Below are 24,404 nucleotides of genomic sequence, written 5' to 3'. Positions count from 1 at the left end.
TTCCACAGCCAAAGGAGAATCTGCCATGCACCTAGATGCCCCCACTCCCCCTCTCGCTCCCCCGCCTCGCAACGCCGCTGCCATCCAGGGCGTGGAACGCCTGGCCTCCGTGGCCGGCGGTGGCTTGCTGCTCAGCCGCGGCCTGGCGCGTGGCGGTCTGCTCGGCCTGCTGACCGGCGCCACCGGCGCCTGGCTGCTGAATCGCGGCCTGCGCGGCCATTGCTCGATCAAGCGCACCCTGACCAAGGTGCGTTTCGAGCGCGACGTCCGCCGTTCGCTGGCCTGGCATTCGGCAGCCTCCCAGACCCGCCGGATCGTCATCGCCCGTCCCCGCGATGAGCTCTATCGCTTCTGGCGCGACTTCTCCAACCTGCCGATCTTCATGCGCCACATCGAACGCGTGGACGTGCTCAACGACCGCTATTCCCACTGGGTGGTCAAGGCGCCCATGGGCCGTTTCGAATGGGACGCCGAAGTCACCGACGACATCCCCGGCCGCCTGATCGGCTGGCGCTCCTGTGGCTATGCCGGTCTGAACAACCTGGGCTGGGTCAGCTTCGAAGATGTGCCCGGTGGCACCGAGGTGACGGCCGTCATGGCCTACGAACCGCCGGCCGGCCGCCTCGGCCACCTGTTCGCCCGCCTGCTGCGCCGCGACCCTGGCACCCGCATCGCCCAGGACCTGGCCGAGTTGAAGGTGCTGCTGGAACGGGCCCACGCCGTCGGCGATCGCTATGGCGCCGTCGAGCGCACCTCGCACATGGAGTCGCCGCTGGGCTGACCTCCGGCTGTACTGCGGCGTCTCGTCCGGGACGCCGCTACCTTCCTTCAGGCCATTCAGCCCCGATTGGCTTATCTCGCAGCGACCCCTGAATCCGCTTTGCGACACCTCGGTGACAACCGGCGTGCGGCCTCTTGCGACGCCTGGAAAACCAATGTTAGCTTTCGAACAACAGAGCTCTTAATGACAGCTCGATAACATTGCGGATCCGAACCTTGACCAAGCCGCTGTTCTTCCAAGCCCTCGAAGGTGCCTTCGCCGACCTTACGCCCACCGGCAAACGCGTCGCGGGCTACCTGTTGGCCAATCCGGAGAAGCTGCCCTTCGAGACCGCCGACAGCATCGCCCAACGCACCAACACCACCGGCATTTCCGTGGGTCGGCTGCTGCGCTCGCTGGGCTATCGCAATCTCGACGACGTCAAGCAGAGCTTGAGAAACGAAGGCCTGGAAGGCTGGCGCATCACCGATCGCTTCAGTGCCTTTCGCCAGCAGAGCGGACGCAGCGACGCCCTGGACCGCTCTCTGGCCGCCGAGCTCGCCGCCATCGAGGACGTCTACCAGCTGGCCCGCGGTCCGGTGTTCGAACAGGTGGTCCAGCAGCTGACCGGTGCGGACGCCGTGTTCATCGCCGGTATCCAGACCACCCGCGGCGTCCTGGGTAGCTTTCACAGCCTGCTGGAATACATCCGCCCCAAGGCCTTCTACGTCGACGGTCTGTCGGGCACCTACGCCGACATCTTCAACAGCGGCTTCGCCCAGCCCTACCTGGTGGTGGCCGACTTTCGCGCCTATTCCAGCGTGACCCGCAAGCTCTGCGAAGCCGCACGCGATGCCCAGCTGCCCATGGCGCTGATCACCGACTACCACTGCCCCTGGGCACGGGATTACCCCGCCGACCTGCTGCAACTGCGCCTGGAAGTCGACCAGTTTTGGGACTCCCTGGCCCCGCTGGCCTGCCTGCTCAACCTGCTGGTGTCAGCGGTGGCGGATCGCTCGGGCGATGCCTTGGAACAGCGTCTGGCCAGCAACCGCGCCCTGCAGCAGCGCTTCGGGCAATTCGAATGAGCGCCGGCACCCCTCTTTACTCTAAGGAAACATCCCGTACCGTGAACCATCCGGAACTCGTCGAGATCGACGCCCACCACTATGGTGTGGACATCCACCTGGTCTATGCGACCGCCGACAACCTGGCCGGCAAGGTGCTCTACCAGGACGCCCACTGCCTGCTGCACCGGGATGCCGCCGCCCGCCTGCAACGCGCCAGCGCGCTGGCGCAACAGGCCGGTCTGCGCCTGCAGGTGCTGGATGCCTACCGCCCGCCCTATGCCCAGCAACTGCTGTGGCGGGTGCTGCCCGACGCCCAGTACGTGAGCGATCCAGCGCAGGGTTCGCACCACAGCCGCGGCGTGGCCGTGGACGTGACCCTGCTCGACGAGGCCGGTGAACCGCTGGATATGGGTACCGGCTTCGACGACATGCGCGAGCTGTCGCATCTGTTCAATCCGGCGCTGCCCGCTGCCGCCCAGCGCAACCGCCTGCTGTTGCTGGGCATCATGCAGAGCGCCGGCTTCACCTTCATCCCCAGCGAGTGGTGGCACTTCGAACTGCCCGACGCCCGTCGTTATGCGCTGATCGACTACCACCATCTCAGCCAGGAGGAGCTCGCCGCCCTGCTGAACTGATCCTGCCGGCGACCGGGTCATTCGAATCCGGCGCCGCGAGCCCATCGCTCGACCGCCTTGCCCACTGCCGAAACACCCATAAACCCAAACAATCCGAGGTACCGGCATGTTCTCGTCTTCGCGCACCTGCGTTTCATCGGCGTCCCGCGTGCTCGCCCTGGTTTCCCTGCTGGGCCTCGGCGCCTGGCAGCCAGCCAGCGCCGCCACCGCGACCGACACCCTGGTCATCGGCAAGCCTGCGGATCTGCAGACCGTCGATCCGGGCGTGACCTTCGACAACAACGACTGGACCGTGACCTATCCGGCCTACCAGCGCCTGATGCGCTACAAGGTGGAAGACGGCAAGGGCAGCACCGACGTCGAGGGCGACCTGGCCAGCGGCTGGACCGTCTCCCCCGACAACCTGGTGTGGACCTTCACCTTGAAGCCCGGCAACAAATTCGACGATGGCAGCGAGGTCACCGCCGAGGCGGTCAAGTTCTCGGTCGAGCGCCTGATGAAGCTCAAGCAGGGCCCGTCCAGCATCTTCCCGGCGGACATGGCGGTGACCGTGGTGGATCCGCAGACGATCAGATTCACCCTGCAGAAGCCCTTCGCGCCCTTCCTCTTCGCCCTGGCCCACGACGGCGCCAGCGTGATCAACCCCAAGGTGGCCAGCACCCACGGCAAGGACGTGGACGCCTGGCTGGCCGGCCATACCGCCGGCTCCGGCGCCTATCGCCTGGCCGCCTGGCAGAAGGGCCAGTCGCTGACCCTGGAGCCCAACCCGCACTACGCCGGCAAGGCGCCCACGCTCAAACAGGTGGTGATCCGCATCATCGCCGAGCCTTCGGTACGGCGCCTGCAACTGGAACAGGGCGATCTGGACATCATCGAGGACCTGCCCGAAGACCAGGTCAAGGCGCTGGCGCAGAAGTCCGGCTTCGTCACCACCGCCTACCCCTCGCTGCGGGTGACCTACCTCTACCTCAACAACAGGCGCGCGCCCCTGAACGACGTCAACGCGCGCAAGGCGGTGGTCGACTCCCTCGACTACCAGGGCATCGTCGAAGGCATCGCCATGGGCAAGGCCAAGCTCATGAACGGCCCGATCCCGGACGGCATGTGGGGGCATGATCCGAGCCTGCCAATGCCCAAGCAGGACCTGGAAGCCGCCCAGGCCGCCCTGGGCAAGGCGCCCAAGGTGCGGGAACTGCAATTCCTCTACTCGGACAAGGATCCGGCCTGGGAGCCGATCGGCCTGACCCTGCAGGCGGGCCTGGGCACCCTTGGCGTCAACCTGAAGATGGAGAAGCTGGCCAACGCCACCTTCCGCGAACGCCTGGGCAAGGGCGATTTCGACGTCGCCATCGGCAACTGGAGTCCGGACTTCGCCGATCCCTACATGTTCATGAACTTCTGGTTCGACAGCACCAATGCGGGACTGGCGGGCAACCGTGCCTTCTACAGCAATCCCAAGGTGGATCAGCTGCTGCGCGACGCCGCCAGCGTCAGTGACGTGGCTCAGCGCAAGGCGCTGTACCAGGAGGCCCAGAAGATTGTGGTGGGCGACGCCGCCTACGCCTACCTCTACCAGAAGGCCTACACGGTGCCGATGCGCGCCGCGGTCAAGGGGTACGTGTTCAACCCCATGCTCGAGCAGGTCTTCAATTTCGCTGCGATGTCCAAGTAAGGGCGACGGGTGCCGGCGCGCTCCGGCACCCGCCTCGCGAGGTATGCCATGGCCTTCTTCCATCTGCTGCGCAAGCAGCTGACCGATATCCTCATCGTGGTGATCGGGGTATCCCTGATCACCTTCGTCATCTCCCACCTGATCCCGGGCGATCCGGCGCGGCTGATCGCCGGCGAGCGTGCCAGCGATGAAATCGTCGCCGGCATCCGTCAGCAGCTGGGTCTGGACCTGCCGCTCTACCAGCAATACTTCCGCTACATGGGGGACCTGCTGCAGGGCGATCTGGGCCAGTCGATCCGCACCCATCGCCCGGTGTTGGAAGACCTCCAGCTGTTCTTTCCGGCCACCCTGGAGCTGGCCCTGGCGGCGCTGCTGCTGTCGATCCTCATTGGCGTACCCCTGGGCGTGCTCTCGGCGGTCTACAACAACCGCTGGATCGATCATATCAGCCGTACCCTGGCGGTGGCCGGCATCTCCACCCCGGCCTTCTGGCTGGGCCTGGGGCTGATCGTGCTGTTCTACGGGCATCTCGGCTGGCTGCCGGGCGGCGGGCGGCTGGACCAGGGGCTGACGCCACCGCCGACGGTGACCGGCTTCTATCTGATCGATACCCTGCTGGCGGGCGATCTCACCGGCTTCGCCAGTGCGGCCAGACACCTGTTGCTGCCGGCGGTGACCCTAGCCTTCGTCAATCTCGGCGTCATCACCCGGCAGATCCGCGGCGCCATGCTCGAACAGCTGGGCGAGGACTATATCCGCACCGCCCGCGCCTATGGCCTGTCGCAGACCACCGTGGTGCTGAGCCACGCGCTGCCCAACGCGCTGATTCCCTCCATCACGGTAATCGGCCTGGCCCTGGGCGACCTGCTCTATGGGGCGGTGCTCACCGAGACCGTGTTCGCCTGGCCGGGCATGGGCGCCTATGTGGTCAAGTCGATCCAGGCGCTGGATTTCCCGGCGGTCATGGGCTTCGCCATCGTGGTGTCCTTCATCTACGTCCTGCTCAACCGCTTCATCGACCTGCTCTACCGGCTGGTCGATCCCCGCATCGGCAAGGTGAACTAGCATGACGACCCTGACCGCTGCGCGCCCCCGCTGGCGCGAGCAGACCGCCTGGCTGGCCTGGCGGATCCGCCGCAATCCGCTGATGCTCACGGGGCTGGTGATCACCCTGCTGGTGCTGCTGTGCATGGTCGCCGCGCCCTGGCTGGCCCCCTATCAGCCCAACGCGCTGAAACTCACCGCCCGCCTGCAGGCACCCAGCGCCCTGCACTGGTTCGGCACCGACGAGGTGGGTCGCGACCTGCTCAGCCGGGTGATCTACGGCAGCCGCCAATCGGTGGGCGTCGGCCTGTTCGTGGCCTTTGCCGCCTGCGCCATCGGCGGCCTGCTCGGCTGCCTGTCGGGCATCGTCGGCGGCGCCTTCGACCGGCTGATGATGCGCCTGATGGACATCATCCTCTCGGTGCCTTCGCTGGTGCTGATCATGGCCCTGGCCGCCGCTCTCGGGCCTAGTCTGTTCAACGCCATGCTGGCCATCACCCTGGTGCGCATCCCCTTCTATGTGCGCCTGGCGCGCGGCCAAACCCTGAGCATCCGCCAACTGGCCTACGTCCAGGCAGCGCGCACCTTCGGCGCCGGCAAATGGCACCTGGTGCACTGGCACGTGGCCCGCAACGCCATGCCGCCGCTGCTGGTGCAATTCAGCCTGGACATCGGCAACGCCATTCTCATGGCCTCGGCGCTGGGCTTCATCGGCCTGGGCGCCCAGCCGCCCACCGCGGAATGGGGCGTGATGGTCGCCAGCGGCCGCAATTTCATCCTCGACCAGTGGTGGTACTCGACCTTCCCGGGCCTGGCGATCCTGGTCACCGCCATCGGTTTCAACCTGCTGGGCGATGGCATCCGCGATCTGCTCGATCCTCGCCAAAAGGGCAAATGACATGGGCCAGTCCGTTCTGCACATCGACCAGCTGAATCTGGAATTCCCCGGCTTTCGCAGCAGCGCCAAGGCGCTCAACGGCGTCAGCCTGAGTGTGGCCCCCGGCGAGATCGTCGGCGTGGTGGGCGAATCAGGCTCGGGCAAATCGGTCACCGCCATGCTCACCCTCGGCCTGTTGCCCCCCGGCAGCTACCGGGTCACCGGCGGCAGCGTCAACCTGGTGGGCCACGATATGCTCGCCTTGAGCGAGCGCCAGCTGATGGAAGTACGCGGCCGCGAGGCGGCGATGATCTTCCAGGAGCCGATGACGGCGCTCAATCCGACGCGGCGCATCGGTCGCCAGCTGCTGGACGTGATTCGCCGCCATACCGCGCTGGATGCCGCCCAGGCCCGCGCCAAGGCAATCGAGTTGCTCAAGGACATGCACATCGCCGATCCCGAGCAGATCCTCGAACGCTATCCCTTCGAGCTGTCCGGCGGCATGCGCCAGCGCATCATGATCGCCCTGGCCTTCTCCTGCGATCCGCAGCTATTGATCGCCGATGAGCCGACCACCGCGCTGGACGTCACGGTGCAGCGCCAGGTGCTGCTCCTGCTGCGCGAAAAGGCACGGGCCCGGGGTACCGCCATCCTGCTGATCACCCATGACATGGCCCTGGTCGCGCAATTCTGCGATCGCGTCTATGTGATGTACGCCGGCGGCATCGTCGAACAGGGGGCTACCGCGGCGGTCATGCAGGCACCCCGGCATCCCTATACCCAGGGCCTGCTGGCCTGCCTGCCGGAAAAGACGGTGCCCGGCAGCGGCCTGGCCAGCATCCCCGGACAGGTGCCCAACCTGGGCCAGCTACCTGGCGGCTGCAGCTTCAAGGATCGTTGCAGTCGGCGCCATGAGCGCTGCGAGACGCGCCCCGCACTGCTGCCGACGGACACCCCCGATCACCTGAGCGCCTGCTGGCTGCAGGCGGAGGACGCCCCGGCATGAACACCTTTTCCCCGCCCGCCGTACCGCTGCTGGAACTCAGCGGCGTCGAGGTACGTTATCCGGTGGGCCGCGACTGGCTCGGGCGTACCAAGGGCCAGGCCCATGCCCTCAACGGCATCGACCTGCGACTATTTTCCGGCGAGACCCTGGGCGTGCTCGGCGAATCCGGCTGCGGCAAGAGCACCCTGGCCCAGGTCCTGATGGGGCTGGTGGAGCCGGTGAGCGGCTCCCTTCAAGGCTCGGCCCGTGGCGAGCGCAACATCCAGATCGTCTTCCAGGACCCGCAGTCCTCGCTGGATCCGCGCCTGCCGGTGTGGAAGCTGATCACCGAGCCGCTGGTGGTGCGGGGTCGCAGCTCCTCTGTCGAATTGCGCGCCCTGGCCGAGCGCCTGGCGGTGCAGGTCGGTATCCGTCCCGAATACCTGGATCGCTACCCGCACCAATTCTCCGGCGGCCAGCGCCAGCGCATCGCCATCGCCCGGGCGCTGTCGTCGGATCCGGACGTCATCATTCTCGACGAACCCACCTCGGCCCTGGACATCTCGGTGCAGGCGCAGATCCTCAACCTGCTGGCCCAGCTGCAACGCGATCGCAGCCTGACCTTCGTGCTGATCTCCCACAACGTCTCGGTGGTGCGCCACCTGGCCGACCGGGTGGCGGTGATGTACCTGGGGCAGATCGTCGAGCTGGGGGCGGCGGCAGAGGTGCTGGAGCAGCCCAGCCACCCCTATACCCGATTGTTGCTAGAGGCGGTGCCGCGGCTGGATCAGCCGCTCACGGGCAATGCCGCGGCGCAGCGCACCGAGCTACCGGGCAACCGAGTACTGCCGACTGGCTGTTTCTTTCGGGATCGCTGTCCGCAGGCGGGCACCGGTTGTGAGCGACCTCAGGCACTGCTGCCAGGTGAGTTGGCGGAGGTACGCTGCCATCGCGCAACAGGCCTGACCGCGCCGCTGCGGACCAGCCCCGCGGCGGTCTGAAGCCGGGATCAGCCCGCGCGAAAGATCAGATAGTCTTCCCAGTCGTCTTCGGCGACCTGAGTTTCGCTGAGCATGCGGCCGGACTGGGAAATGCCAGCCTTGTGCACCGCCTCGCGGTCGTCACAGATCAGCGGGTGCCACTCCGGCAGATCCTTGCCCTCGGCCACCAGGCGATAGCCACAGGTGGGCGGCAGCCAGGCGAACTGGTCGGCCTGGGCCGGGGTGAGCTGGATGCAGTCGGGGACGAAGCGGGTGCGCTCGGCGTAGCGACTGCACTGACAGGTCTTGAGATCCAGCAGCTTGCAGGCGATGCGCGTGTAATAGACGGCGCCGTCGTCCTCGTCTTCGAGCTTCTGCAGGCAGCACAGGCCACAGCCGTCGCACAGTGACTCCCATTCCTGGGCATCGAGCTGATCGAGGGTCTTGCGCTTCCAGAACGGCTGGGTGATGGCGGCCATGGCAGAGATCGTGGCAAGGAAAGGGGGCGCGCAGTCTAGTGCCGCACGCCGCGAGCGCCAAGCACCGTTCGCGCCCTTGTCGACGCCGCCCGACCGGATTACCGTGCCGGACTCCCCTTTCCTCCCGTGGTGAAGCCATGACCAGCAGCAGCCGTACGCCCCAGTATCCCGTCGATCCCCAGTTCGTCCAGCGCTGGTCGCCCCGCGCCTTCGACCCGGTCGCCATCGAGGAAGAGACCCTGCTCGGTTTCATCGAGGCCGCGCGCTGGGCGCCGTCAGCCTTCAATGCCCAGCCCTGGCGCTTCCTCTATGCACGTCGCGACGACGCCCATTGGGAGCTGTTCCTGTCGCTGATCAGTGAATTCAACCGCGGCTGGGCGCAGCACGCCTCGGCGCTGGTGATCATCCTGTCGAAGACCACCCTGCTGCGCGCCAGCAGTGGCGAGGAAGTCCCCTTCCCCAGCCACAGCTTCGATGCCGGTGCGGCCTGGGCCTACCTGGCACTGCAGGCGACCAATGCGGGCTGGCACGCCCACGGCATGGCCGGGATCGACCGCGAAGGCATCCAGCGCGAACTCAAGGTGCCGGCGGCGTTCAAGGTCGAGCTGGCGGTCGCCATCGGCAAGCTGGGCGACAAGGCCAGCCTGCCGGAGTCCCTGCAGGGGCGCGAGTTGCCCAGTCCGCGCCTGACCGTCGAGGAGCTGGCGGTGGCCGGCCCCTATACCTTCGACTGAGCGGCCAACTCGACGGCGCCACGCAGGGGCTGCCCCTGTTGCAGGCGCTGGAGATTGTCGAGAAACAACCGGACCGCCGCCGCCGGCGGCGTGGGCCCGGCGACATGGGCGGTGAGGTGCAGGTTGGGCGTCCGCCAGAAAGGGTGCTCGGCCGGCAACGGCTCCTGACGGAACACGTCGAGCACCGCCCCGGCCAGCTGCCCGCTCTCCAACGCGGCGATCAGCTCGGCGTCCACCACGCTGGTGCCGCGTCCGGCATTGATGAACAAGGCACCTGCAGGCAAGGCGGCGAAGAAATCCGCATCGTAGAGATCCCGGGTGCTGCCGCTGTCCGGCAACAGATTGACCACGAAGCCCGCATCCCGCGCCACCTGGTGCAGTTCCGCGAGCGGCACCACCCGGGCAAAGCCAGGCAAGGTTCGTGCACTGCGGGCGACGCCGGTGAGGATCATGCCGAACGGCGCGAGCAACCGGGCGATGTCCTGACCGATGTCCCCTGCCCCGACCAGCAGCAGACGCCGCCCGGCCAGGGTGCCCGGCGCCCGGGTGTCCCAGTGCCCCTCGCGTTGGCTGAGCTGACGCGCGGCCACCTGGCGCTCATGCTGCAACAGATAGGTCAGGACGTATTCGCCGATGCTCTGGCCGAACAGCCCTACTGCTCTGCTGAAGCGATAATCGTCTGGCAGGTCCGCCGCCAGCAACGGCGCATAGCCGGCCCAGGTGGATTGCAGCCAGAGCGGCTTGACGCCCTCGCGCAGCAGGGCTGCGGCACGATCCGGCTGGCCGAGCCAGTAGCATGGCCGCTGGGCAAGACGCACGGCCTCGACCGGGTCCGTCGGCACCTGCAGTTCCAGCGCCGGCGCCAATTGGCGCCAGGCCTCGACATAGCCGGCCGCCGCGTCTTCCAGCAGCAGGACGGCGGTCATAGCGGATCGTTGAGACGCAGCAGTTCTTCGGGCAGGTGCTCGATGTAGTCGTCGCGCTCCAGCTCCGGGGGTGGCATCTGCAGGTGATAGCCCTGCTTGGCGATGTTCTCGAGGACCTTGGCGACGTCTTCCCGGGCCAGCGTGCGCTGCGGGGTGAGCACGAACTCGAAGGCCAGTGCCGGAGGCCCGAAAGCCGCAAGCAAGCCTTCAGGGACCAGAGTCAGGCCCTTGAGCTTGTCGACATAGAGGTACATTTCCGGCTTGCGCGGGCTTCGGTAGATGGAGCAGAGCAGTTTCATGGGGTGTCTTCCAGGGGCGCCGGCGGAGTGCGCTGCGCCTGCAGGTGATCGAGAAGGGCCTGGCCGAAGCGTTCGCGGCGCCAACCGCGCAGGTTCGCCGGCAGTTGGTAGTCGCCATCGGGCCAACCGGTGAGTAGCAGGGCTTCGAGCACCTTCTTGCGCAACATCAGTTCCGGCGCCATGCCCAGGGCCTCGGCATCGCGTTCGCCAATAGCACGCAAGGTCTTGAGCAGCGACGACGCCTCGTGAGGCAAGGGCTCGGCCTGCAGCTCTGGCCATTGGTCAGCCGGGGTGGCCGCACCTTCGGCGATCAGCGCCAGCAGGGTATCGCCGTCCTGGCGCACGGTGCGCGGGTGCATGTCGTCGATGCGCGCCAGGGCCTGCTTGTCGGTCGGCTGGAAACGCGCCAGCGGCCACAGCGAGCGCTCGCGCAGGACATGGTTGCGCGGCTGATCGCGCTCGCGGGCACTGACCTCGCGCCAGTGGCAGAGCACCCGCAGCACCGCCAACTGCTGGCGCGACAGGCGCCAGGCCAGCTTGACGTCGCGGTAGGCTTCCCAGGGATCGCTGATGCGCCGCAGATTGGCGACCAGTTCAGCGCCATCTTCCAGTAGCCAGGTGCGCCGCTGATCATCCAGACGCGCGTTCAGGTAGTGGTAGACGTCGACCAGATAGGTCACGTCGGCTGCCGCGTAGCGCTCCTGCAACGGCGTCAGCGGCCGTTGCAGCCAGTCGGAGCGGGTCTCGTCCTTGGGGATGTCGATCTTGAGCACTTCGGCGACCAGCCGCGAATAACCCATGGAATGGGCCAGCCCCAGATAGGCCGCCGCCAGCTGGGTGTCGTACAGCGGCTGCGGCAGGCTGCCGGTCAGGCGCAACAACACTTCCAGGTCTTCGCTGCAGGCGTGCAGCACCTTGACCACCGCCGGGTCCTCCAGCAGCGCGGCGAAAGGCGTCCAGTCACCGATGCACAGGGGATCGACCAGGTAGGCCTTTTCGCCGTCGCCGATCTGGATCAGACCGGCCTTGGGATAGAAGGTGTCGACCCGCATGAATTCGGTGTCGAGGGCGATGAAGGGCAGGGTCTGGCAGCGCTCGCAGAGGGCAGCCAGTGCCGCATCGTCGCGGATCCAGTGAGGGGCAGAAGTCAAGGGCGCACTCCGAACAGATGAGCCGACAGTATAAGCCACCCGGGCCGGTTCTTCGGTGCCGCTTGACGCCCCTGTCACACACCGGGAAACGTGGCATTCAGCGGCTTTCCAGGCGGGTTCGTCGGATGAACGCCTGATGACCGCCCCGAACCAAACGTGACCGAATAGTTTTTTTTGTATTCGCAAGCAGGGCCTGCTAAAAGCTGAGTGTGCGCAGGTACTCACTCGGACTTGGGAATCCGCGGAGGTAAGCGCTTCTCGCCTTTCAATGGAGCTGCAAGAGCATGAAAACAATAAAACTGACCCTACTTGCATTGGCCGTTTCGAGCGCTTCCGGCTATGCCCTGGCGAACGGTCTGGCTATCAACGAACAGAGTGTCAGCGGGATGGGTACCTCCTTCGCCGGACGCTCTTCCTCCGCGCAGGACGCTTCCACCATCTATGGCAACCCGGCTGGCATGTCCCGCCTGGGCCGTGAGGTGTCCCTGGGTGGCGCCTATATCCACGCCAAGATCGACATCAAGGACGCCAGTGGTCGCTACGCCAACGGCCAGGCCGTGCAGGGCAGCAACGACGGCGACATGGTGCCCAACTCGGTGGTGCCCTTCGGCTATTTCGTGACGCCGGTGGATGACCGCCTGCACTTCGGCCTGGGTGTCTACGTCCCCTATGCGCTGATCAGCAACTACGAGCACGCCTTCCAGGGTCGCTACCAGGGTCAGGCGAGCAAGGTGGAAGTCATCACCATCCAGCCGACCGTCAGCTACAAGATTACCGACAAGGTGTCCGTCGGCTTTGGCCCGACCATCAACCGCATCGAAGGCAAGCTCAACAGCAACGTCAACTTCGGCAGCACCCAGGATGGCCAGGTCAAGATCGATGGCGACGACACCGCCTATGGCTTCAACGTCGGCCTGCTGGCGGACCTGACCGATGACCTGACCTTCGGCCTGACCTACCACTCCAAGGTCACCTACAAGCTCAAGGGCAACACCGAGGTGACTGGCGCCAACAGCCAGGCCAGCCCCATCACCAACGCCCTGGTCAGCCGCCTCAATGGCAAGTATGACGCCAGCCTCAACATCACCCTGCCGGAAAGCAGCGACGCCTCCTTCACCTATCGTCTGAACAACGACTGGACGATGTACGCCGGCGCCACCTGGACCCGCTGGAGTCGCCTGAAGTCGATCGACGTGGAGAACGAGGGCACCCCCACCCTGCCGGTGCTGGGCTCGCCCTTGGCAACCGTGACGGAAGAGCTCAACTGGAAGGACACCTGGTCCTACGCCATCGGCGCGGCCTATCAGCTGAATCCCCAGTGGGTGCTGCGTGCCGGCATGGCCATCGACCCCTCCCCGGCGGACAACGGCAACCGCAACGTGCGCATCCCGGTGGGCGATCGCAAGACCTTCTCGGTGGGCGCAGGCTGGTCGCCGACCAAGGACATGACCATCGATGTGGCCTATGCCTATCTCTGGGAAGACGATGTGTCGATCAATCGCCCCGCTACCTCGACCAAGGCAGGCTACAGCGCTAAATACGACAACAGCGCCCATGGCCTGGGTGCCCAGCTGACCTACCGCTTCTAAGCCCTAGGATCTGCTACAGAAGCCGCCGCGAGGCGGCTTCGTGCTTTCTGGGATATTGATCGCGCGTCAGCCGCCCCGCTCGGCGAAGGGCTTTGCCTTTCGTCTACGCCCTGAGTTCCCAGTAACCCTGCTCCTGCTCGGCGTACCAGCGCTGGAAGTCTTCCAGCGACAGGGCGCCGGCCACCAGCTGGCCCTGGATCTGGTCGCAGCCCAGGTCGGTGAGGACCTGCAGCGCCTGGTGGGTCTCCACGCCTTCGGCCACCACCCGCAGGCCACGCAACTGGCCCAGCTGGACCAGCAGCCTGATCACCTCCTGATCACCGGGCAGTTGGCAATGCTCGATGAACTGCCGATCGATCTTCAGCTCGTCGATGGGAAAGCTGCTCAGGCAGGCCAGCGAGGAATGCCCGGCGCCGAAGTCGTCCAGCGACAATTCGAAGCCCATGGCCTTGAGCTGGCGCAGGCAGTCGAGCACCTGTACCGGATTGCTCATGGCCCGGGACTCGGTGATCTCCAGGCAGAAGCCGGCGGCCACGGCACCCGTCTCGTCCAGCAGCCGGCCGATGCGGGCGATGAAGGCTGGGTGCTCAAGGTCCAGCAGCGACAGATTGACGTTAAGTTTGAGGGCACCTAGCTGCCGCTCGCGCTGCAGGTGCATGCAACGTTCCAGTACCCAGAGCGTGATGTCGCAGATCTTGCGGCTCTGTTCGGCGATACCGACGAAGGCGTCCGGCTTGAGCAGGCCCAGTTCCGGATGCTGCCAGCGGATCAGGACTTCGGCGCCCTCGACCCGGCCATCCGGCAGCGCGATCTTGGGTTGCAGATAGAGCCGCAACTGGTCGTGATCCACGGCGAGGTCCAGGGCATCGAGCATGGCAATGCCGAGCTGCCGCTGGCGCTCCTGGTCCGGATCATGGAAGGCGAAGGGCAGCTGCCGCCGGCGCGCATCCTGCAGGGCGGTCTCGGCGTTGGCCAGCAGGGCTTCGGCGCTGGTGCCGTGTTCGGGGTAGCAGGCGATGCCGAAGGTGATGCGCAGGGATACCCGCTGATTGCCACTGACGAAGGGTTTCTCCACTAGGTTGCGCAGCGACAGCAGCGCCGCCTCCGCCGAGGCGACGTCGAACCAGGGCAGCAGCAGGACGAAGGTGTCGGCGCCGATCCGCGCCACGCCGTTCTCTTCCGGCGCCGCGACCCTTAGCCGGCGGGCCAGATGACGCAGGATCTTGTCGCCGCCCTCCTGGCCAAGCAGTTCGTTGATGTTACGGAAGTTCGCCACGTCCAGCAGCAAGACGGCGAAACGCCCGGCTGCGGCGCGCTCGATGCGCTGGCGGATCTCCAGGACCAGCCGCACCTGGTTGGGCAGGCGGGTGAGCATGTCACGAAAGGCCAGCTGGCTGATGCGCCGCTCGCGCGCGGCGAGGGCGGCGCCCATCTGGTTCATGGCGCGACCCAGCCGACCGACCGGGTCCCGCCCTTCCTTGAGGCCCAGTTGATAGTCGCCATCGGCGATGCGTTCGGTGGCCTGCCCGAGGCGGGCCAGATAGCGGTTGAGGGCGCCTGCCAGTATTCGACTGACCAACGCCCCCAAGGCAAAGATGATCGCGCCTATCAGCAGCGAATCCAGCAGAGCCGACTGCTCTGCCGCTGCTATTCCTTCCATGAACATGTCCGCCCCTATGACGACTGCTTGCCCGTCCTGCCCGGGAATGGCCAGGAACAGGGAACGGAAACTGCCAAAGTTATCCTGGTATTCCGCGAAACGAGGTTGATGATCGGCAAACACGGCGCCGAGTTCCGGCGGGGCCTGATCGTAGAGCTGGCGATAGTCGCCGAAGTAGCCAACGCGGATTTCTTCCTCGTTGGCCGAATCCATGATGAAGCGAAAGCTCGAACCGTCCTTGACGAAGGCATAGAGCGACGCCAGCCCGGCCTTGCGGGCATAGCGATCCAGGGTGATCAGGGTTCGCTGGTAGCGTTCGGGATCGGCCTGGGCCGGATCCTGCAATTGGGCGAGATAGTCCTCGCCGAGAATTTCCGGCAGCGCCAAGGCCGCGCTCATCAAGCGATAGTCGATGCTCTGGCTGCTGGCATCGCGGGCCTGGCGATAGCTGTGCAGGGTAAACAACAGGGTGCCCAGGGCATCCACCAGGATGAACGCCAGAAAGAAGGTGGCGAACAGGCTGCGCGGTTTGAGGCTGAGCCGCGACGCGGGGGCGACTTCCCGGGGCGAGGCGGCGCTTTGGGGCGCATCGGGCATTGGGGCTCCTTGTCCAGTTGACGACGACTCCCTCTGGACCCGCACGTGCCGAGGTGGCTTCGCTGGGCGCGCAACCAGGCGCCTTCTTAACGGTTTAACCAGGGTCGTTCAAGGACGGAGATCGCAAAATCCCAGGTATCTCACGCTTGGGTCGATTTTTCAGCCCAGCGACAGGGCCAGCGCGACCAGCACCCCGCTCTCGGCGAGCTCCAGCAGCGCTCCGGCGGTATCGCCGGTGGTGCCGCCGAGACGCTGGCGCAGGGCACGACGCACCAGCAGCGCGACCATGGCGGTCACCAGCAGCGCGGTCACGCCCTGGGGTAGCAGGACCATACCAATGGCCCCCAGCAGCAGCACTCCCTTGAGCGCAGTCCGCGGCAGGTGGCGACTGAGCAGATCGCCGAGGCCACCGGGGCGCACATAGGGCGTGGTCAGCAACAGCCAGGGCAGCGCCAGGCGACCGGCCAGCGGCGCCAGCCACAGGCCAGCCGGCGCATGCGGTAGCAGGACGACCAGGGCGCTCCACTTGAGCAGCAGGGTCAACAGCAGCGCCAGCACGCCCATGGGGCCGCAGGCCGGATCCTTCATGATGGCCAGGGTCCGCTCGCGATCGCCAAAGCCGCCGATCCAGGCATCTACCATGTCGGCCAGGCCATCCAGGTGCAGGCCGCCGGTGAGGATCACCCAGCCGGCCAGCACCAGCGCCGCCTGCAGGAAGACGCCGCCCGCCGCGCTCAACCAGGCGATCAGGCTCAGGAGCGCGCCCAGCAGCAAGCCCACTGCGGGATACCAGAGCACCGAGCGGCCGACGGCCTCGGCGGGCGGCAGGCCGGGCAGCCGGATCGGCAGTCGCGTGAGAAACTGCACGGCGATCAGCAGCGGCAGTGGCATCAGCTCTCCTCCAGCGCCAGTGGCTGCAGGGTCGCATAGGGCGCCTCGACCTGCAGCAGGTCCTTGGCCGCCAGACCGCGCTGGCGAGCCAGCAACAGGCGGATGACGCCGCCGTGGGTGACGAGCAGGCTGCGCCGCCCGTGCAGGCGTGGACGCCAGCGCGCCACCGCTCCCAGCACTCGTTCGGCGAAGGCGGCCACGGGTTCACCGCCAGGGGGGGTATAGGCATAGGGATCGGCCCAGAATAGCCCCAGGGCCTCGGCCTGGTCCTGCATGAGCTCCGCGGCGCTGTGGCCTTCCCAGGCGCCGAAATCCAGTTCGCGCAGATCCGCCTCCACCATCAGTTCGGCGCCCTGCTCCGCCGCCAGCCACTCGGCGAAGCGCGCGCAGCGTTGCTGCGGCGACGTCAGGATGAGTTCGAACGGTGGCTGCGCGGCAACGGCGGCGCGCATTTGCTTCCACCCCCGTTCCGACAGGGGCGGATCGAGGCGTCCACGAAAGCCTTCGGGGCCCTCGGTGACGCCATGGCGCAGCAGCGAGCAATCAGTCATGGGCGCGGCTGGAGACACTGGCTTCGGCGAAGGTCGCCATCTCGCTGTGCAGGCGGCAGGACAGTTGCAGCAGCGGTACGGCCAGAGCCGCACCGCTGCCTTCGCCGAGGCGCAGGCCGAGATCCAGCAGGGGTTCGCCGCCCAGGGCCAGCAACACCGCCGCATGACCGGGCTCGGCGCCGCAATGGGCGAACAGTAGCCAGTCGCGGGTGTCGGGTTGCAGGTGCTGGGCACAGAGCGCGGCCACCGAGCAGATGAAGCCGTCCACCAGGGTCGGCAGGCCCTGCTGGGCGCAGGCCAGGTAAGCGCCGGTCAGGGCGGCCAGCTCGAAACCGCCCAGGCGGCGCAAGAGTTCATAGGGATCCTGCAGGGTATCGCCATGGCGCAACAGGGCGCGCTGGATGACCGCCACCTTGCGCGCCACGCCATCGGCGTCCAGCCCGGTCCCGGGTCCGGCCAGGGCCAGCGGCGAGGTATCGAGTAGCACGCTGGCCAGGGCGCTGGCGGCGGTGGTGTTGCCGATGCCCATCTCGCCACCGATGAAGAGGTCGGCGCCCCCGGCGCAGGCACGCAGGACGGCGTCGCGACCGGCCTGCAGCGCGGCCTGGCACTGGTCATGGGTCATGGCCGGGGTCAGGGTGAAGTTGGCTGTACCGCGTCCGAGCGGCAGGTCGATGACGCCGGGCAAGGCTTCCAGGGGCGTGACGGTGCCCAGGTTGATGACTTCCAGGGCCGCGTCCAACTGCCGGGCGAGCACGCTGATGGCCGCGCCGCCGCGCACGAAGTTGCGCACCATCTCGGCGGTCACGGACTGCGGATAGGCCGAGACGCCCTCCTCCACCACCCCGTGATCACCGGCGAAGACGGCGATGGCGGTGCGCTGCAGCAGCGGCCGGGGCGTACCCTGCAGGGCGGCCAGCTGGATGGCCAGCACCTCCAGATCGCCGAGCGAACCGCTCGGCTTGGTCAATACCGTCTGCCGCTGGCGTGCGGCTTCGGCCGCAGCGGTATCGGGTTGGCGGCAGGGTCCTTGCCACCAGGGCATGCTCATAGCGGGGTTCCTTTGAGGGTCAGGGGGAGACCGGCGACGGTCAGCACCACGCGCTCGCAGCGCGCGGCAAGGGCCTGGTGCAATTCGCCGGCGGCATCGACATAGCGCCGGGTCAGCTCGCCCAGGGGGACGACGCCCAGCCCGGTCTCGTTGCTGACGAAGATCAGGCGACCGGGCAACTGTGGCAAGGCGTCGAGCAGCTGGGTGCAGGCTTGCTCAAGGCGTCGAGGATCGTCGAGCAAGAGCAGATTGGTCAGCCAGAGGGTCAGGCAATCCACCAGCAGGCAGGCATCCGGCGCCGCCAGAGCCTGCAGGCGTTCGGCCAGCGCCAGAGGTTCTTCCACCAGCGCCCAGTGCGCCGGCCGGCGGGCGGCATGACGTTCGATGCGCCGCGCCAGTTCGGCGTCGCTGCCCCCAGCGGTGGCGATATAGGTGACGGCAAGGCCGGACTCGGCGGCCAGGCGCTCGGCCAGGGCGCTCTTGCCGGAGCGAGCGCCACCGAGGATGAATTCGCGCATCTAGAGCTCGCAGAGGGCGCGCAGGCGCCCGGTGTCCAAATGATGCTCGACCAGATCGGCCAGGCGCTCCAGATCCCGTTCGCGCAGAGCGTGGTAGTCCAGTTGCTGGGGTTCGGCGAGACCCGCCCAACGCAGCAGGGCAACGCTGGCGGCGGGCGACTCGAACAGGCCGTGCAGGTAGGTGCCCAGCACCTGGCCGTCGTCGCTGAGGCTGCCATCGACGCGACCATCGGCGAAGCGCAGCACAGGACGCGCCAGCGCCGCGCCCTGGCTGACACCGGCATGAATCTCATAGCCCGCGACCTCGGCCGCGCCGTCGCACAGCCAGCCGTGCACGTTGCGCAGCTGCTTTTCCGCCGCCAGTTCGGTGGTCATGGCCAAGAGTCCCAGACCGGCGCTGTCGCCGGGCGTGCCCTCCAGGCCGAGGGGATCGGCGATCCGCTCGCCGAGCATCTGGAAGCCGCCGCAGATGCCCAGCACCCGCCCGCCGTATCTCAGGTGACGGGCGATGGCCTTGTCCCAGCCCTGGGCGCGGAGGAAGGCGAGATCGCTACGCACGCTCTTGGAGCCGCCCAGGATGATCAGATCCGCTGCGGGCAGTTCCTCGCCCTGGCGGACGAAGAGCAGCTCCACCTGGGGATGCAGGCGCAAGGGATCGAAGTCGGTGTGATTACTCAGCCGCGGCATCACCGGTACCGCCACCCGCAGCCGCGGACCTTGCTTGGCGACCTGGCCGGTGGCCAGGCGATCCTCGGCTTCCAGGTGCAGGTCGTGCAGATAGGGCAACACGCCCATTACCGGCTTGCCGGTGCGGGCTTCGAGCCAGTCCAAGCCCGGCTGCAGCAGGGCCAGGTCGCCGCGAAAGCGATTGATGATGAAGCCGGCGACGCGCGCCTGCTCGCTGGGCTCGAGCAGGTCCAGGGTGCCGACCAGATGGGCGAAGACGCCGCCACGGTCGATGTCGGCCACCAGCAGCACCGGGCAGTCCACCGCCTCGGCGAAGCCCATGTTGGCGATGTCGCCCTGGCGCAGGTTGATCTCGGCCGGCGAACCGGCGCCCTCCACCAGTACCACCTGATAGCCCTCGGCCAGTCGGGCATGGGAGGCCAGCACCGCCTCCCGGGCTATCGGCTTGTAGGCGTGATAGGCCTTGGCGTCCATGCTGGTGACGGCACGGCCATGGATGATCACCTGGGCACCGACATCGGTATTGGGCTTGAGCAGCACCGGATTCATGTCGGTATGGGGCACCAGGCCACAGGCCTGGGCCTGGACCGCCTGGGCGCGGCCGATCTCGCCGCCATCGGCAGTCACGGCGCTGTTGAGCGCCATGTTCTGCGGCTTGAAGGGCACCACGGCCACGCCCTGGCGATAGAGCCAGCGGCACAGGGCGGCCACCAGGGTGCTCTTGCCGGCGTCGGAGGTGGTGCCCTGCACCATCAGCGTACTCATAGGGGGCTCCGGTAACCGGCCAGACCGGCGTCCAGCCGCTGCCAACCCGACTCGTCGCCGGGCAGGCCGACTCTCAGGGCGCCAAGCGCGGGGAACAGGCGGGTCAGGATGGCCTGGCGGGCCAGGTGTTCATGCAGGGCTGCGGCATCGGGACGCCGCAGCAATTGAAACAGGGCACAGCCGCCGCTGGGTGCCAGGGCGTGTCGGACGAGCAACGCGGCCAGGCGCTCGCCCGCTTGCAGCAGCGCCTCGCGCTGACGCTGCTGGCCCTGCTGATCGGCCAGCAGTTGCCGGGCCAGATAGCGGCTGGGGCCGTTCACCGTCCAGGGCCCGAGGTGCTCGTCGAGGCGCGCCAAGAGTGCTGGTGCCGCCAGCACGAAGCCCAGGCGCATCCCGGCCAGCCCAAAGAACTTGCCAAAGGAGCGCAGGACGATCAGCCCGGGCAGATCGCTGAAAGGCGCCAGACTCGCCGCCGGAGTGGGATCCATGAAGGCCTCGTCCACCACCAGCCAGGCGCCGCGGCGTTCGAGCCGGGCGTGCCAGTCCAGCAGGCGGGCTGGCGACAGGCGCTGCCCGGTGGGGTTGTTGGGATTGACCACTACCACAACATCCAGCTGGTCGAGGTGGGTCGCGATCTGATCTTCGCCCCACTCCAGCACCTCGTGCCCGGCGCGTTGCCAGGCCAGGGCGTGCTCGGCATAGCAGGGTGCCAGCACCGCGACCCGCGCGGGCGGGCGCAGGGTCGGCAGCGCCTGGATGGCCGCCTGGGAGCCGGCCACTGGCAACAGCGCGGCGGCCCGGTAACAGGCACAGGCAGCTTCCACCAGGCCATCGTCGGGCTCCGGCAGCCGGGCCCAGGCGCTGGCGGGAATTTCCGGCAGCGGCCAGGCCCAGGGGGCCAGACCGGTGGACAGATCCAGCCAGTCGGCCAGGGGAATGTCGTAGGTGCGCGCCGCGCGCCTCAGGCGACCGCCGTGCTCAAGCAAGCAGCAGCCCTCCCAGGGCGATCAGCAGGGTCCACAGCCAGGCACCGCGCCGCACCAGCTTGAGGGCGCGGGTGATGGCCAGGAAGGTCGGCGCCGGACCGCGACCCAGCACCGGGCGCTCGTGCCATTCGCCATGGTAGCGGGCCGCGCCGCCGAGGCTCACGCCCAGGGCGCCGGCACCGGCCGCCATCACCGGGCCGGCGTTGGGGCTGTCCCACAGCGGCGCCTGGGTGCGCCAGCTTTCGATGGCGCTCCAGAAGCGGCCAAGGCCGGCATAGGTCAGAGCCACCAGGCGCGCGGGAACATAGTTGAGGACGTCGTCCAGGCGCGCCGCGGCCCAGCCGAAACGCTCCAGACGCGGCGTGCGATAGCCCCACATGGCGTCCAGGGTATTGGCCAGGCGATAGAGCACCACGCCTGGCGCACCCAGCAGGGCGAACCAGAACAAGGCGGCGAAGACGGCGTCGCTGCCATTCTCCAGCACCGATTCGGTGGCGGCGCGAGCCACGGCGGTCTCGTCCAGCTCGCCCGTTTCGCGACTGACCAGGTAACCGACGCGGCGACGCGCCTCGGGCAGATTGTTGCGTTGCAGGGCACGCGCTACCGGTTCGGCATGCTCGCCCAGACTGCGCAGTCCCACCGCCAGATATAGCGCAATGGGCTGGATGATCCAGGCCAGCCAGCCGATCTGGCAGAGCAAGGCGGTGAGCAGCACCCAGGGCAGCACCGCCAGGCTCCAGGCCATCACCCCATGACTGCGCCAACCGCGGCCACCGGGATTGAAACGGGCTTCCAGGCTGTCGGCCAGACGACCGAACAGCACCAGAGGATGGGCACGGCGGGGTTCGCCGAACAGTAGGTCAAGCAGCATGCCGCCGACGACCGCGAAGGCCAGCATCATGGCTTCTGGCCCCAGCGATTCTCGAAGACCAGCTCCTCCAGCGGCCGCCCCTGGCGCCAGCCCTCCTCTTCCAGCATCGGGCGCGGATAGAAGGCTTCCACCGGTCCCAGGCAGAGGATGGCCGCCGGCTGCGCGCCTTCCGGCATCTCCAGCAGCCTGCGCACGGCTTCCGGTTCGAACAGCGACACCCAGCCCATACCGAGGCCTTCGCAGCGCGCCGCCAGCCAGAGATTCTGGATGGCGCAGGACAGCGAGGCGAGGTCCATTTCCGGCAAGGTGCGGCGACCGAAGACATGGGCGTCGCGGCCGTCCATGAGGGCCGCCACCAGCACCTCGGCGCAATCGAGAATGCCCTGTACCTTGAGCTTCATGAAGTCGTCGCTGCGCTCGCCGAGCGCTTCGGCGGTGGCGCAACGTTCTTCCTCCACCAGCTCGTGCAGGCGCTGGCGCAGGGCTGGATCGCTGATGCGCAGGAAGCGCCAGGGTTGCATCAACCCGACACTGGGGGCCTGGTGCGCAGCACCCAGCAGCCGGGCCAGTTGTTCGGGAGGTACCTCGCCACCGCAGAAATGGCGCATGTCGCGGCGCTCGGCGATGGCTCGGTAGACGGCGGCTTGTTCGGCGGGGGTATAGGGGGTCGTGGTCACGGCTTGAGCATCGCGGCGGCCGCGGCGGGTGCCGACGGCATGTAGAAGTGAATATAGCTGGCGGTGAGGCGACCGTCGCGGTAGACCGCCTCGGCGACCGCCTTGCCATTGGGACACAACCCGCGCGCCCAGGGCGCCTCGGGCGACTCCAGGGCGGAGTGGTGATAGGTGTGGCCGCGCAAGGTGCCCTGCTCGAATTCCACCGATTGCAGCGCCAGCGCCGTCAGGCGCGCCTGCATTCGCGCGCTGCCGGGCAGCAGCCCGAGCAGGCTGGCGGATTCGCCGGCCTTGTCGGTGAGTTCGTCGAGCAGATAGAGCATGCCGCCGCACTCGGCGAGGATCGGCTTGCCGGCGGCGTGATGGGCGCGGATGGCCGCGCGCATGCCCAGATTGTTGGACAACGTCTGCAGGTGCAGCTCGGGATAGCCGCCGGGCAGATAGAGGCTGTCCACCTCCGGCAGCGCCGGGTCGGCGAGCACGGAGAAGAACTGGAGTTCGGCACCGAGGCTGCGCAGCAGATCCAGATTGGCCTGGTAGATGAAGGCCAGGGCCGCATCGCGGGCCACGCCGATGCGCACCCCCGCCAGCAGCGGCTCGACCACGGCCGGTTCCGGCTCGGCGAAGGCCACCGGCGGCGGCAATTCGATGTCGGAACTGGCACCCAGGGCGTCGGCCGCCATGTCCAGACGGCGATCCAAGTCGGTAACCTCGTCAGCCTGGATCAGCCCCAGGTGACGACTGGGCAACTCGATGCCGGCATCGCGCGGCAGGCTACCGAAGAAGGTCATGCCCGCCGGCAGGCTGCCGCGGATCAACTGGGTCTGCCGCGGACTGCCACTGCGATTGGCCAGCACCCCGGCGAAGGGCAGGCTCGGCCGATAGTGGGCCAGGCCATAGGCCAGGGCACCAAAGGTCTGCGCCAGGCCCGCGGCGTCGATCACTCCCAGCACCGGTACGCCGAAGCGCTCGGCCAGGTCCGCCGCCGACGGCTGCCCGTCGAACAGCCCCATGACGCCTTCGATGAGGATGAGGTCCGCCTCCGCCGCCGCTTCCCACAGCAGGCGCCGGCTCTCGGCCTCGCCGATCATCCACAGATCGAGCTGGTAGACCGGCGCGCCGCTGGCGCGGGCCAGGATCATCGGATCGAGAAAGTCCGGACCGCACTTGAACACCCGCACCCGTCGCCCCTGGCGGGCATGCAGCCGGGCCAGGGCGGCGGTGACGCTGGTCTTGCCCTGCCCGGAGGCCGGAGCGGCGATCAGCAGCGCCGGGCAGTGTCGCGTATCCCTTACCATTCGATGCCCTGCTGAGCGCGCACGCCGGACTGGAAGGCATGCTTGACCAGACTCATGTCGGTCACGGTGTCGGCGGCCTCGATCAGCGCCGGCGGGGCGCCGCGGCCGGTCACCACCACGTGCTGGTGCGCCGGACGTCCAGCCAGATCGGCCAGCACCTGATCGACGTCCAGATAGCCGTGCTTGAAGGCGATGTTGAGTTCATCCAGCAGTACCAGGCCGATGGCTGGATCGCGCAGGAGCTCCACCGCCACCGCCCAGGCGGCGGCAGCCGACTGCAGGTCGCGGGCGCGGTCCTGGGTGTCCCAGGTGAAGCCCTCGCCCATGACGTGGTAACGCACCTCGTCGGGGAAGCGCTTGAAGAAGAGTTGCTCGCCGGTGTCGCGACGGCCCTTGATGAACTGCACCACGCCCACCTGCATGCCATGGCCGAGGGCGCGCGCCGCCATGCCGAAGGCGGAGCTGCTCTTGCCCTTGCCGATGCCGGTATGCACCAGCAGCAGGCCACGCTCGTCCTGGGCGTCGGCGATACGGGCGTCGATCACCGCCTTCTTGCGCACCATGCGCGCGCGGTGGCGTTCGTCGCGCTCGGGGCTGGTCGAATCGGGGGTGTCGGTCATGGGGCGGTTCTCCAGGTGCGGGCGCGGCGGAGAA

The 24,404-nt window shown here is 67.6% G+C and carries 25 protein-coding genes; 10 read left to right on the top strand and 15 right to left on the bottom strand.

Annotation, left to right across the window (positions count from 1 at the left end; all coding sequences use genetic code 11):
* The first annotated feature begins 25 nt into the window (after window positions 1-25).
* From V6W80_RS07295 to V6W80_RS07260, 8 genes are all read left to right on the top strand, one after another.
* Window positions 26-781 (top strand): SRPBCC family protein, encoded by a 756-nt coding sequence (locus V6W80_RS07295; protein ID WP_338546401.1) that lies wholly within the window; start codon window positions 26-28, stop codon window positions 779-781.
* 215 nt (window positions 782-996) lie between these two features.
* Window positions 997-1,848 (top strand): MurR/RpiR family transcriptional regulator, encoded by an 852-nt coding sequence (locus V6W80_RS07290; RefSeq protein ID WP_017638845.1) that lies wholly within the window; start codon window positions 997-999, stop codon window positions 1,846-1,848.
* 41 nt (window positions 1,849-1,889) lie between these two features.
* On the top strand, window positions 1,890-2,465 hold the full coding sequence (ddpX, locus tag V6W80_RS07285) for a D-alanyl-D-alanine dipeptidase (RefSeq protein WP_017638846.1): 576 nt from the start codon (window positions 1,890-1,892) through the stop codon (window positions 2,463-2,465).
* Between the two features lie 106 nt (window positions 2,466-2,571).
* A complete protein-coding gene (locus V6W80_RS07280; protein ID WP_173146744.1) occupies window positions 2,572-4,137 on the top strand; it encodes an ABC transporter substrate-binding protein in 1,566 nt (521 codons plus the stop codon).
* 48 nt (window positions 4,138-4,185) lie between these two features.
* Window positions 4,186-5,202, top strand: coding sequence for an ABC transporter permease (locus tag V6W80_RS07275; RefSeq protein ID WP_338546398.1), 1,017 nt, complete (start codon window positions 4,186-4,188; stop codon window positions 5,200-5,202).
* Window position 5,203: 1 nt separating this feature from the next.
* Window positions 5,204-6,079: a D,D-dipeptide ABC transporter permease gene (ddpC, locus tag V6W80_RS07270; RefSeq protein ID WP_017638849.1), complete on the top strand. Its 876-nt coding sequence runs from the start codon at window positions 5,204-5,206 to the stop codon at window positions 6,077-6,079.
* 1 nt (window position 6,080) lies between these two features.
* The gene (locus tag V6W80_RS07265; protein ID WP_338546397.1) at window positions 6,081-7,064 is read left to right on the top strand and encodes an ABC transporter ATP-binding protein; all 984 of its coding nucleotides are present in this window, start codon (window positions 6,081-6,083) and stop codon (window positions 7,062-7,064) included.
* A complete protein-coding gene (locus tag V6W80_RS07260) occupies window positions 7,061-8,044 on the top strand; it encodes an oligopeptide/dipeptide ABC transporter ATP-binding protein (protein WP_338546396.1) in 984 nt (327 codons plus the stop codon). The genes V6W80_RS07265 and V6W80_RS07260 overlap by 4 nt, the downstream gene beginning before the upstream one ends.
* Before the next feature lie 8 nt (window positions 8,045-8,052).
* Here V6W80_RS07260 and V6W80_RS07255 read toward each other — a convergent pair whose 3' ends face one another.
* Window positions 8,053-8,502, bottom strand: coding sequence for a YcgN family cysteine cluster protein (locus tag V6W80_RS07255; protein WP_058762427.1), 450 nt, complete (start codon window positions 8,500-8,502; stop codon window positions 8,053-8,055).
* A gap of 137 nt (window positions 8,503-8,639) precedes the next feature.
* Here V6W80_RS07255 and V6W80_RS07250 point away from each other — a divergent pair, with 137 nt between their 5' ends.
* On the top strand, window positions 8,640-9,236 hold the full coding sequence (locus V6W80_RS07250) for a nitroreductase family protein (RefSeq protein WP_017638852.1): 597 nt from the start codon (window positions 8,640-8,642) through the stop codon (window positions 9,234-9,236).
* On the opposite strand, the gene V6W80_RS07245 is transcribed toward V6W80_RS07250, so the two are convergent.
* Genes V6W80_RS07245 through rnd form a run of 3 tightly spaced genes read right to left on the bottom strand, consistent with a single transcriptional unit; the run spans window position 9,221 to window position 11,612 of the window.
* Window positions 9,221-10,162 carry a D-2-hydroxyacid dehydrogenase gene (locus V6W80_RS07245; protein ID WP_257706417.1) on the bottom strand — a complete coding sequence of 314 codons (942 nt, stop codon included), beginning with the start codon at window positions 10,160-10,162 and terminating at the stop codon, window positions 9,221-9,223. The genes V6W80_RS07250 and V6W80_RS07245 overlap by 16 nt on opposite strands.
* Window positions 10,159-10,461 (bottom strand): YcgL domain-containing protein, encoded by a 303-nt coding sequence (locus V6W80_RS07240; protein ID WP_017638854.1) that lies wholly within the window; start codon window positions 10,459-10,461, stop codon window positions 10,159-10,161. The genes V6W80_RS07245 and V6W80_RS07240 overlap by 4 nt, the downstream gene beginning before the upstream one ends.
* Window positions 10,458-11,612 carry a ribonuclease D gene (gene rnd, locus V6W80_RS07235; protein WP_068385373.1) on the bottom strand — a complete coding sequence of 385 codons (1,155 nt, stop codon included), beginning with the start codon at window positions 11,610-11,612 and terminating at the stop codon, window positions 10,458-10,460. The genes V6W80_RS07240 and rnd overlap by 4 nt, the downstream gene beginning before the upstream one ends.
* 284 nt (window positions 11,613-11,896) lie before the next feature.
* Here rnd and V6W80_RS07230 point away from each other — a divergent pair, with 284 nt between their 5' ends.
* Window positions 11,897-13,201, top strand: a complete 1,305-nt coding sequence (locus V6W80_RS07230; protein WP_064306621.1) for an OmpP1/FadL family transporter — start codon at window positions 11,897-11,899, stop codon at window positions 13,199-13,201.
* A 103-nt stretch (window positions 13,202-13,304) separates the two neighbouring features.
* Here the strand turns inward: V6W80_RS07230 and V6W80_RS07225 are convergent, their stop codons facing one another.
* The 11 genes from V6W80_RS07225 to cobO form a co-directional block, all read right to left on the bottom strand.
* On the bottom strand, window positions 13,305-15,458 hold the full coding sequence (locus V6W80_RS07225; protein ID WP_338546394.1) for a putative bifunctional diguanylate cyclase/phosphodiesterase: 2,154 nt from the start codon (window positions 15,456-15,458) through the stop codon (window positions 13,305-13,307).
* Between the two features lie 159 nt (window positions 15,459-15,617).
* Window positions 15,618-16,349 (bottom strand): adenosylcobinamide-GDP ribazoletransferase, encoded by a 732-nt coding sequence (locus V6W80_RS07220; RefSeq protein WP_338546393.1) that lies wholly within the window; start codon window positions 16,347-16,349, stop codon window positions 15,618-15,620.
* Window positions 16,349-16,900: a histidine phosphatase family protein gene (locus V6W80_RS07215; protein ID WP_257706419.1), complete on the bottom strand. Its 552-nt coding sequence runs from the start codon at window positions 16,898-16,900 to the stop codon at window positions 16,349-16,351. The genes V6W80_RS07220 and V6W80_RS07215 overlap by 1 nt, the downstream gene beginning before the upstream one ends.
* Entirely contained in the window at window positions 16,893-17,951 is a 1,059-nt protein-coding gene (gene cobT, locus V6W80_RS07210; protein WP_017638860.1) for a nicotinate-nucleotide--dimethylbenzimidazole phosphoribosyltransferase, read from the bottom strand. Before cobT ends, V6W80_RS07215 begins: the two co-directional genes overlap by 8 nt.
* Window positions 17,948-18,469, bottom strand: a complete 522-nt coding sequence (cobU, locus tag V6W80_RS07205) for a bifunctional adenosylcobinamide kinase/adenosylcobinamide-phosphate guanylyltransferase (RefSeq protein ID WP_017638861.1) — start codon at window positions 18,467-18,469, stop codon at window positions 17,948-17,950. The genes cobT and cobU overlap by 4 nt, the downstream gene beginning before the upstream one ends.
* Entirely contained in the window at window positions 18,470-19,921 is a 1,452-nt protein-coding gene (locus V6W80_RS07200) for a cobyric acid synthase (RefSeq protein ID WP_338546389.1), read from the bottom strand.
* Entirely contained in the window at window positions 19,918-20,907 is a 990-nt protein-coding gene (gene cobD / locus V6W80_RS07195) for a threonine-phosphate decarboxylase CobD (RefSeq protein ID WP_338546388.1), read from the bottom strand. The genes V6W80_RS07200 and cobD overlap by 4 nt, the downstream gene beginning before the upstream one ends.
* Complete coding sequence (cbiB, locus tag V6W80_RS07190; protein ID WP_338546386.1) at window positions 20,900-21,808, bottom strand: adenosylcobinamide-phosphate synthase CbiB; 909 nt, start codon at window positions 21,806-21,808, stop codon at window positions 20,900-20,902. The genes cobD and cbiB overlap by 8 nt, the downstream gene beginning before the upstream one ends.
* The gene (bluB, locus tag V6W80_RS07185) at window positions 21,805-22,455 is read right to left on the bottom strand and encodes a 5,6-dimethylbenzimidazole synthase (protein WP_257706423.1); all 651 of its coding nucleotides are present in this window, start codon (window positions 22,453-22,455) and stop codon (window positions 21,805-21,807) included. The genes cbiB and bluB overlap by 4 nt, the downstream gene beginning before the upstream one ends.
* Window positions 22,452-23,750: a cobyrinate a,c-diamide synthase gene (locus V6W80_RS07180; RefSeq protein ID WP_338546385.1), complete on the bottom strand. Its 1,299-nt coding sequence runs from the start codon at window positions 23,748-23,750 to the stop codon at window positions 22,452-22,454. Before V6W80_RS07180 ends, bluB begins: the two co-directional genes overlap by 4 nt.
* Window positions 23,744-24,370 (bottom strand): cob(I)yrinic acid a,c-diamide adenosyltransferase, encoded by a 627-nt coding sequence (gene cobO, locus V6W80_RS07175; RefSeq protein WP_064306628.1) that lies wholly within the window; start codon window positions 24,368-24,370, stop codon window positions 23,744-23,746. The genes V6W80_RS07180 and cobO overlap by 7 nt, the downstream gene beginning before the upstream one ends.
* Window positions 24,371-24,404: the final 34 nt, after the last annotated feature.

The organism is Pseudomonas benzopyrenica, from assembly GCF_036884265.1.
Classification (GTDB): domain Bacteria; phylum Pseudomonadota; class Gammaproteobacteria; order Pseudomonadales; family Pseudomonadaceae; genus Chryseomonas; species Chryseomonas benzopyrenica.
This window is presented reverse-complemented; position numbering and strand designations above follow the sequence as displayed.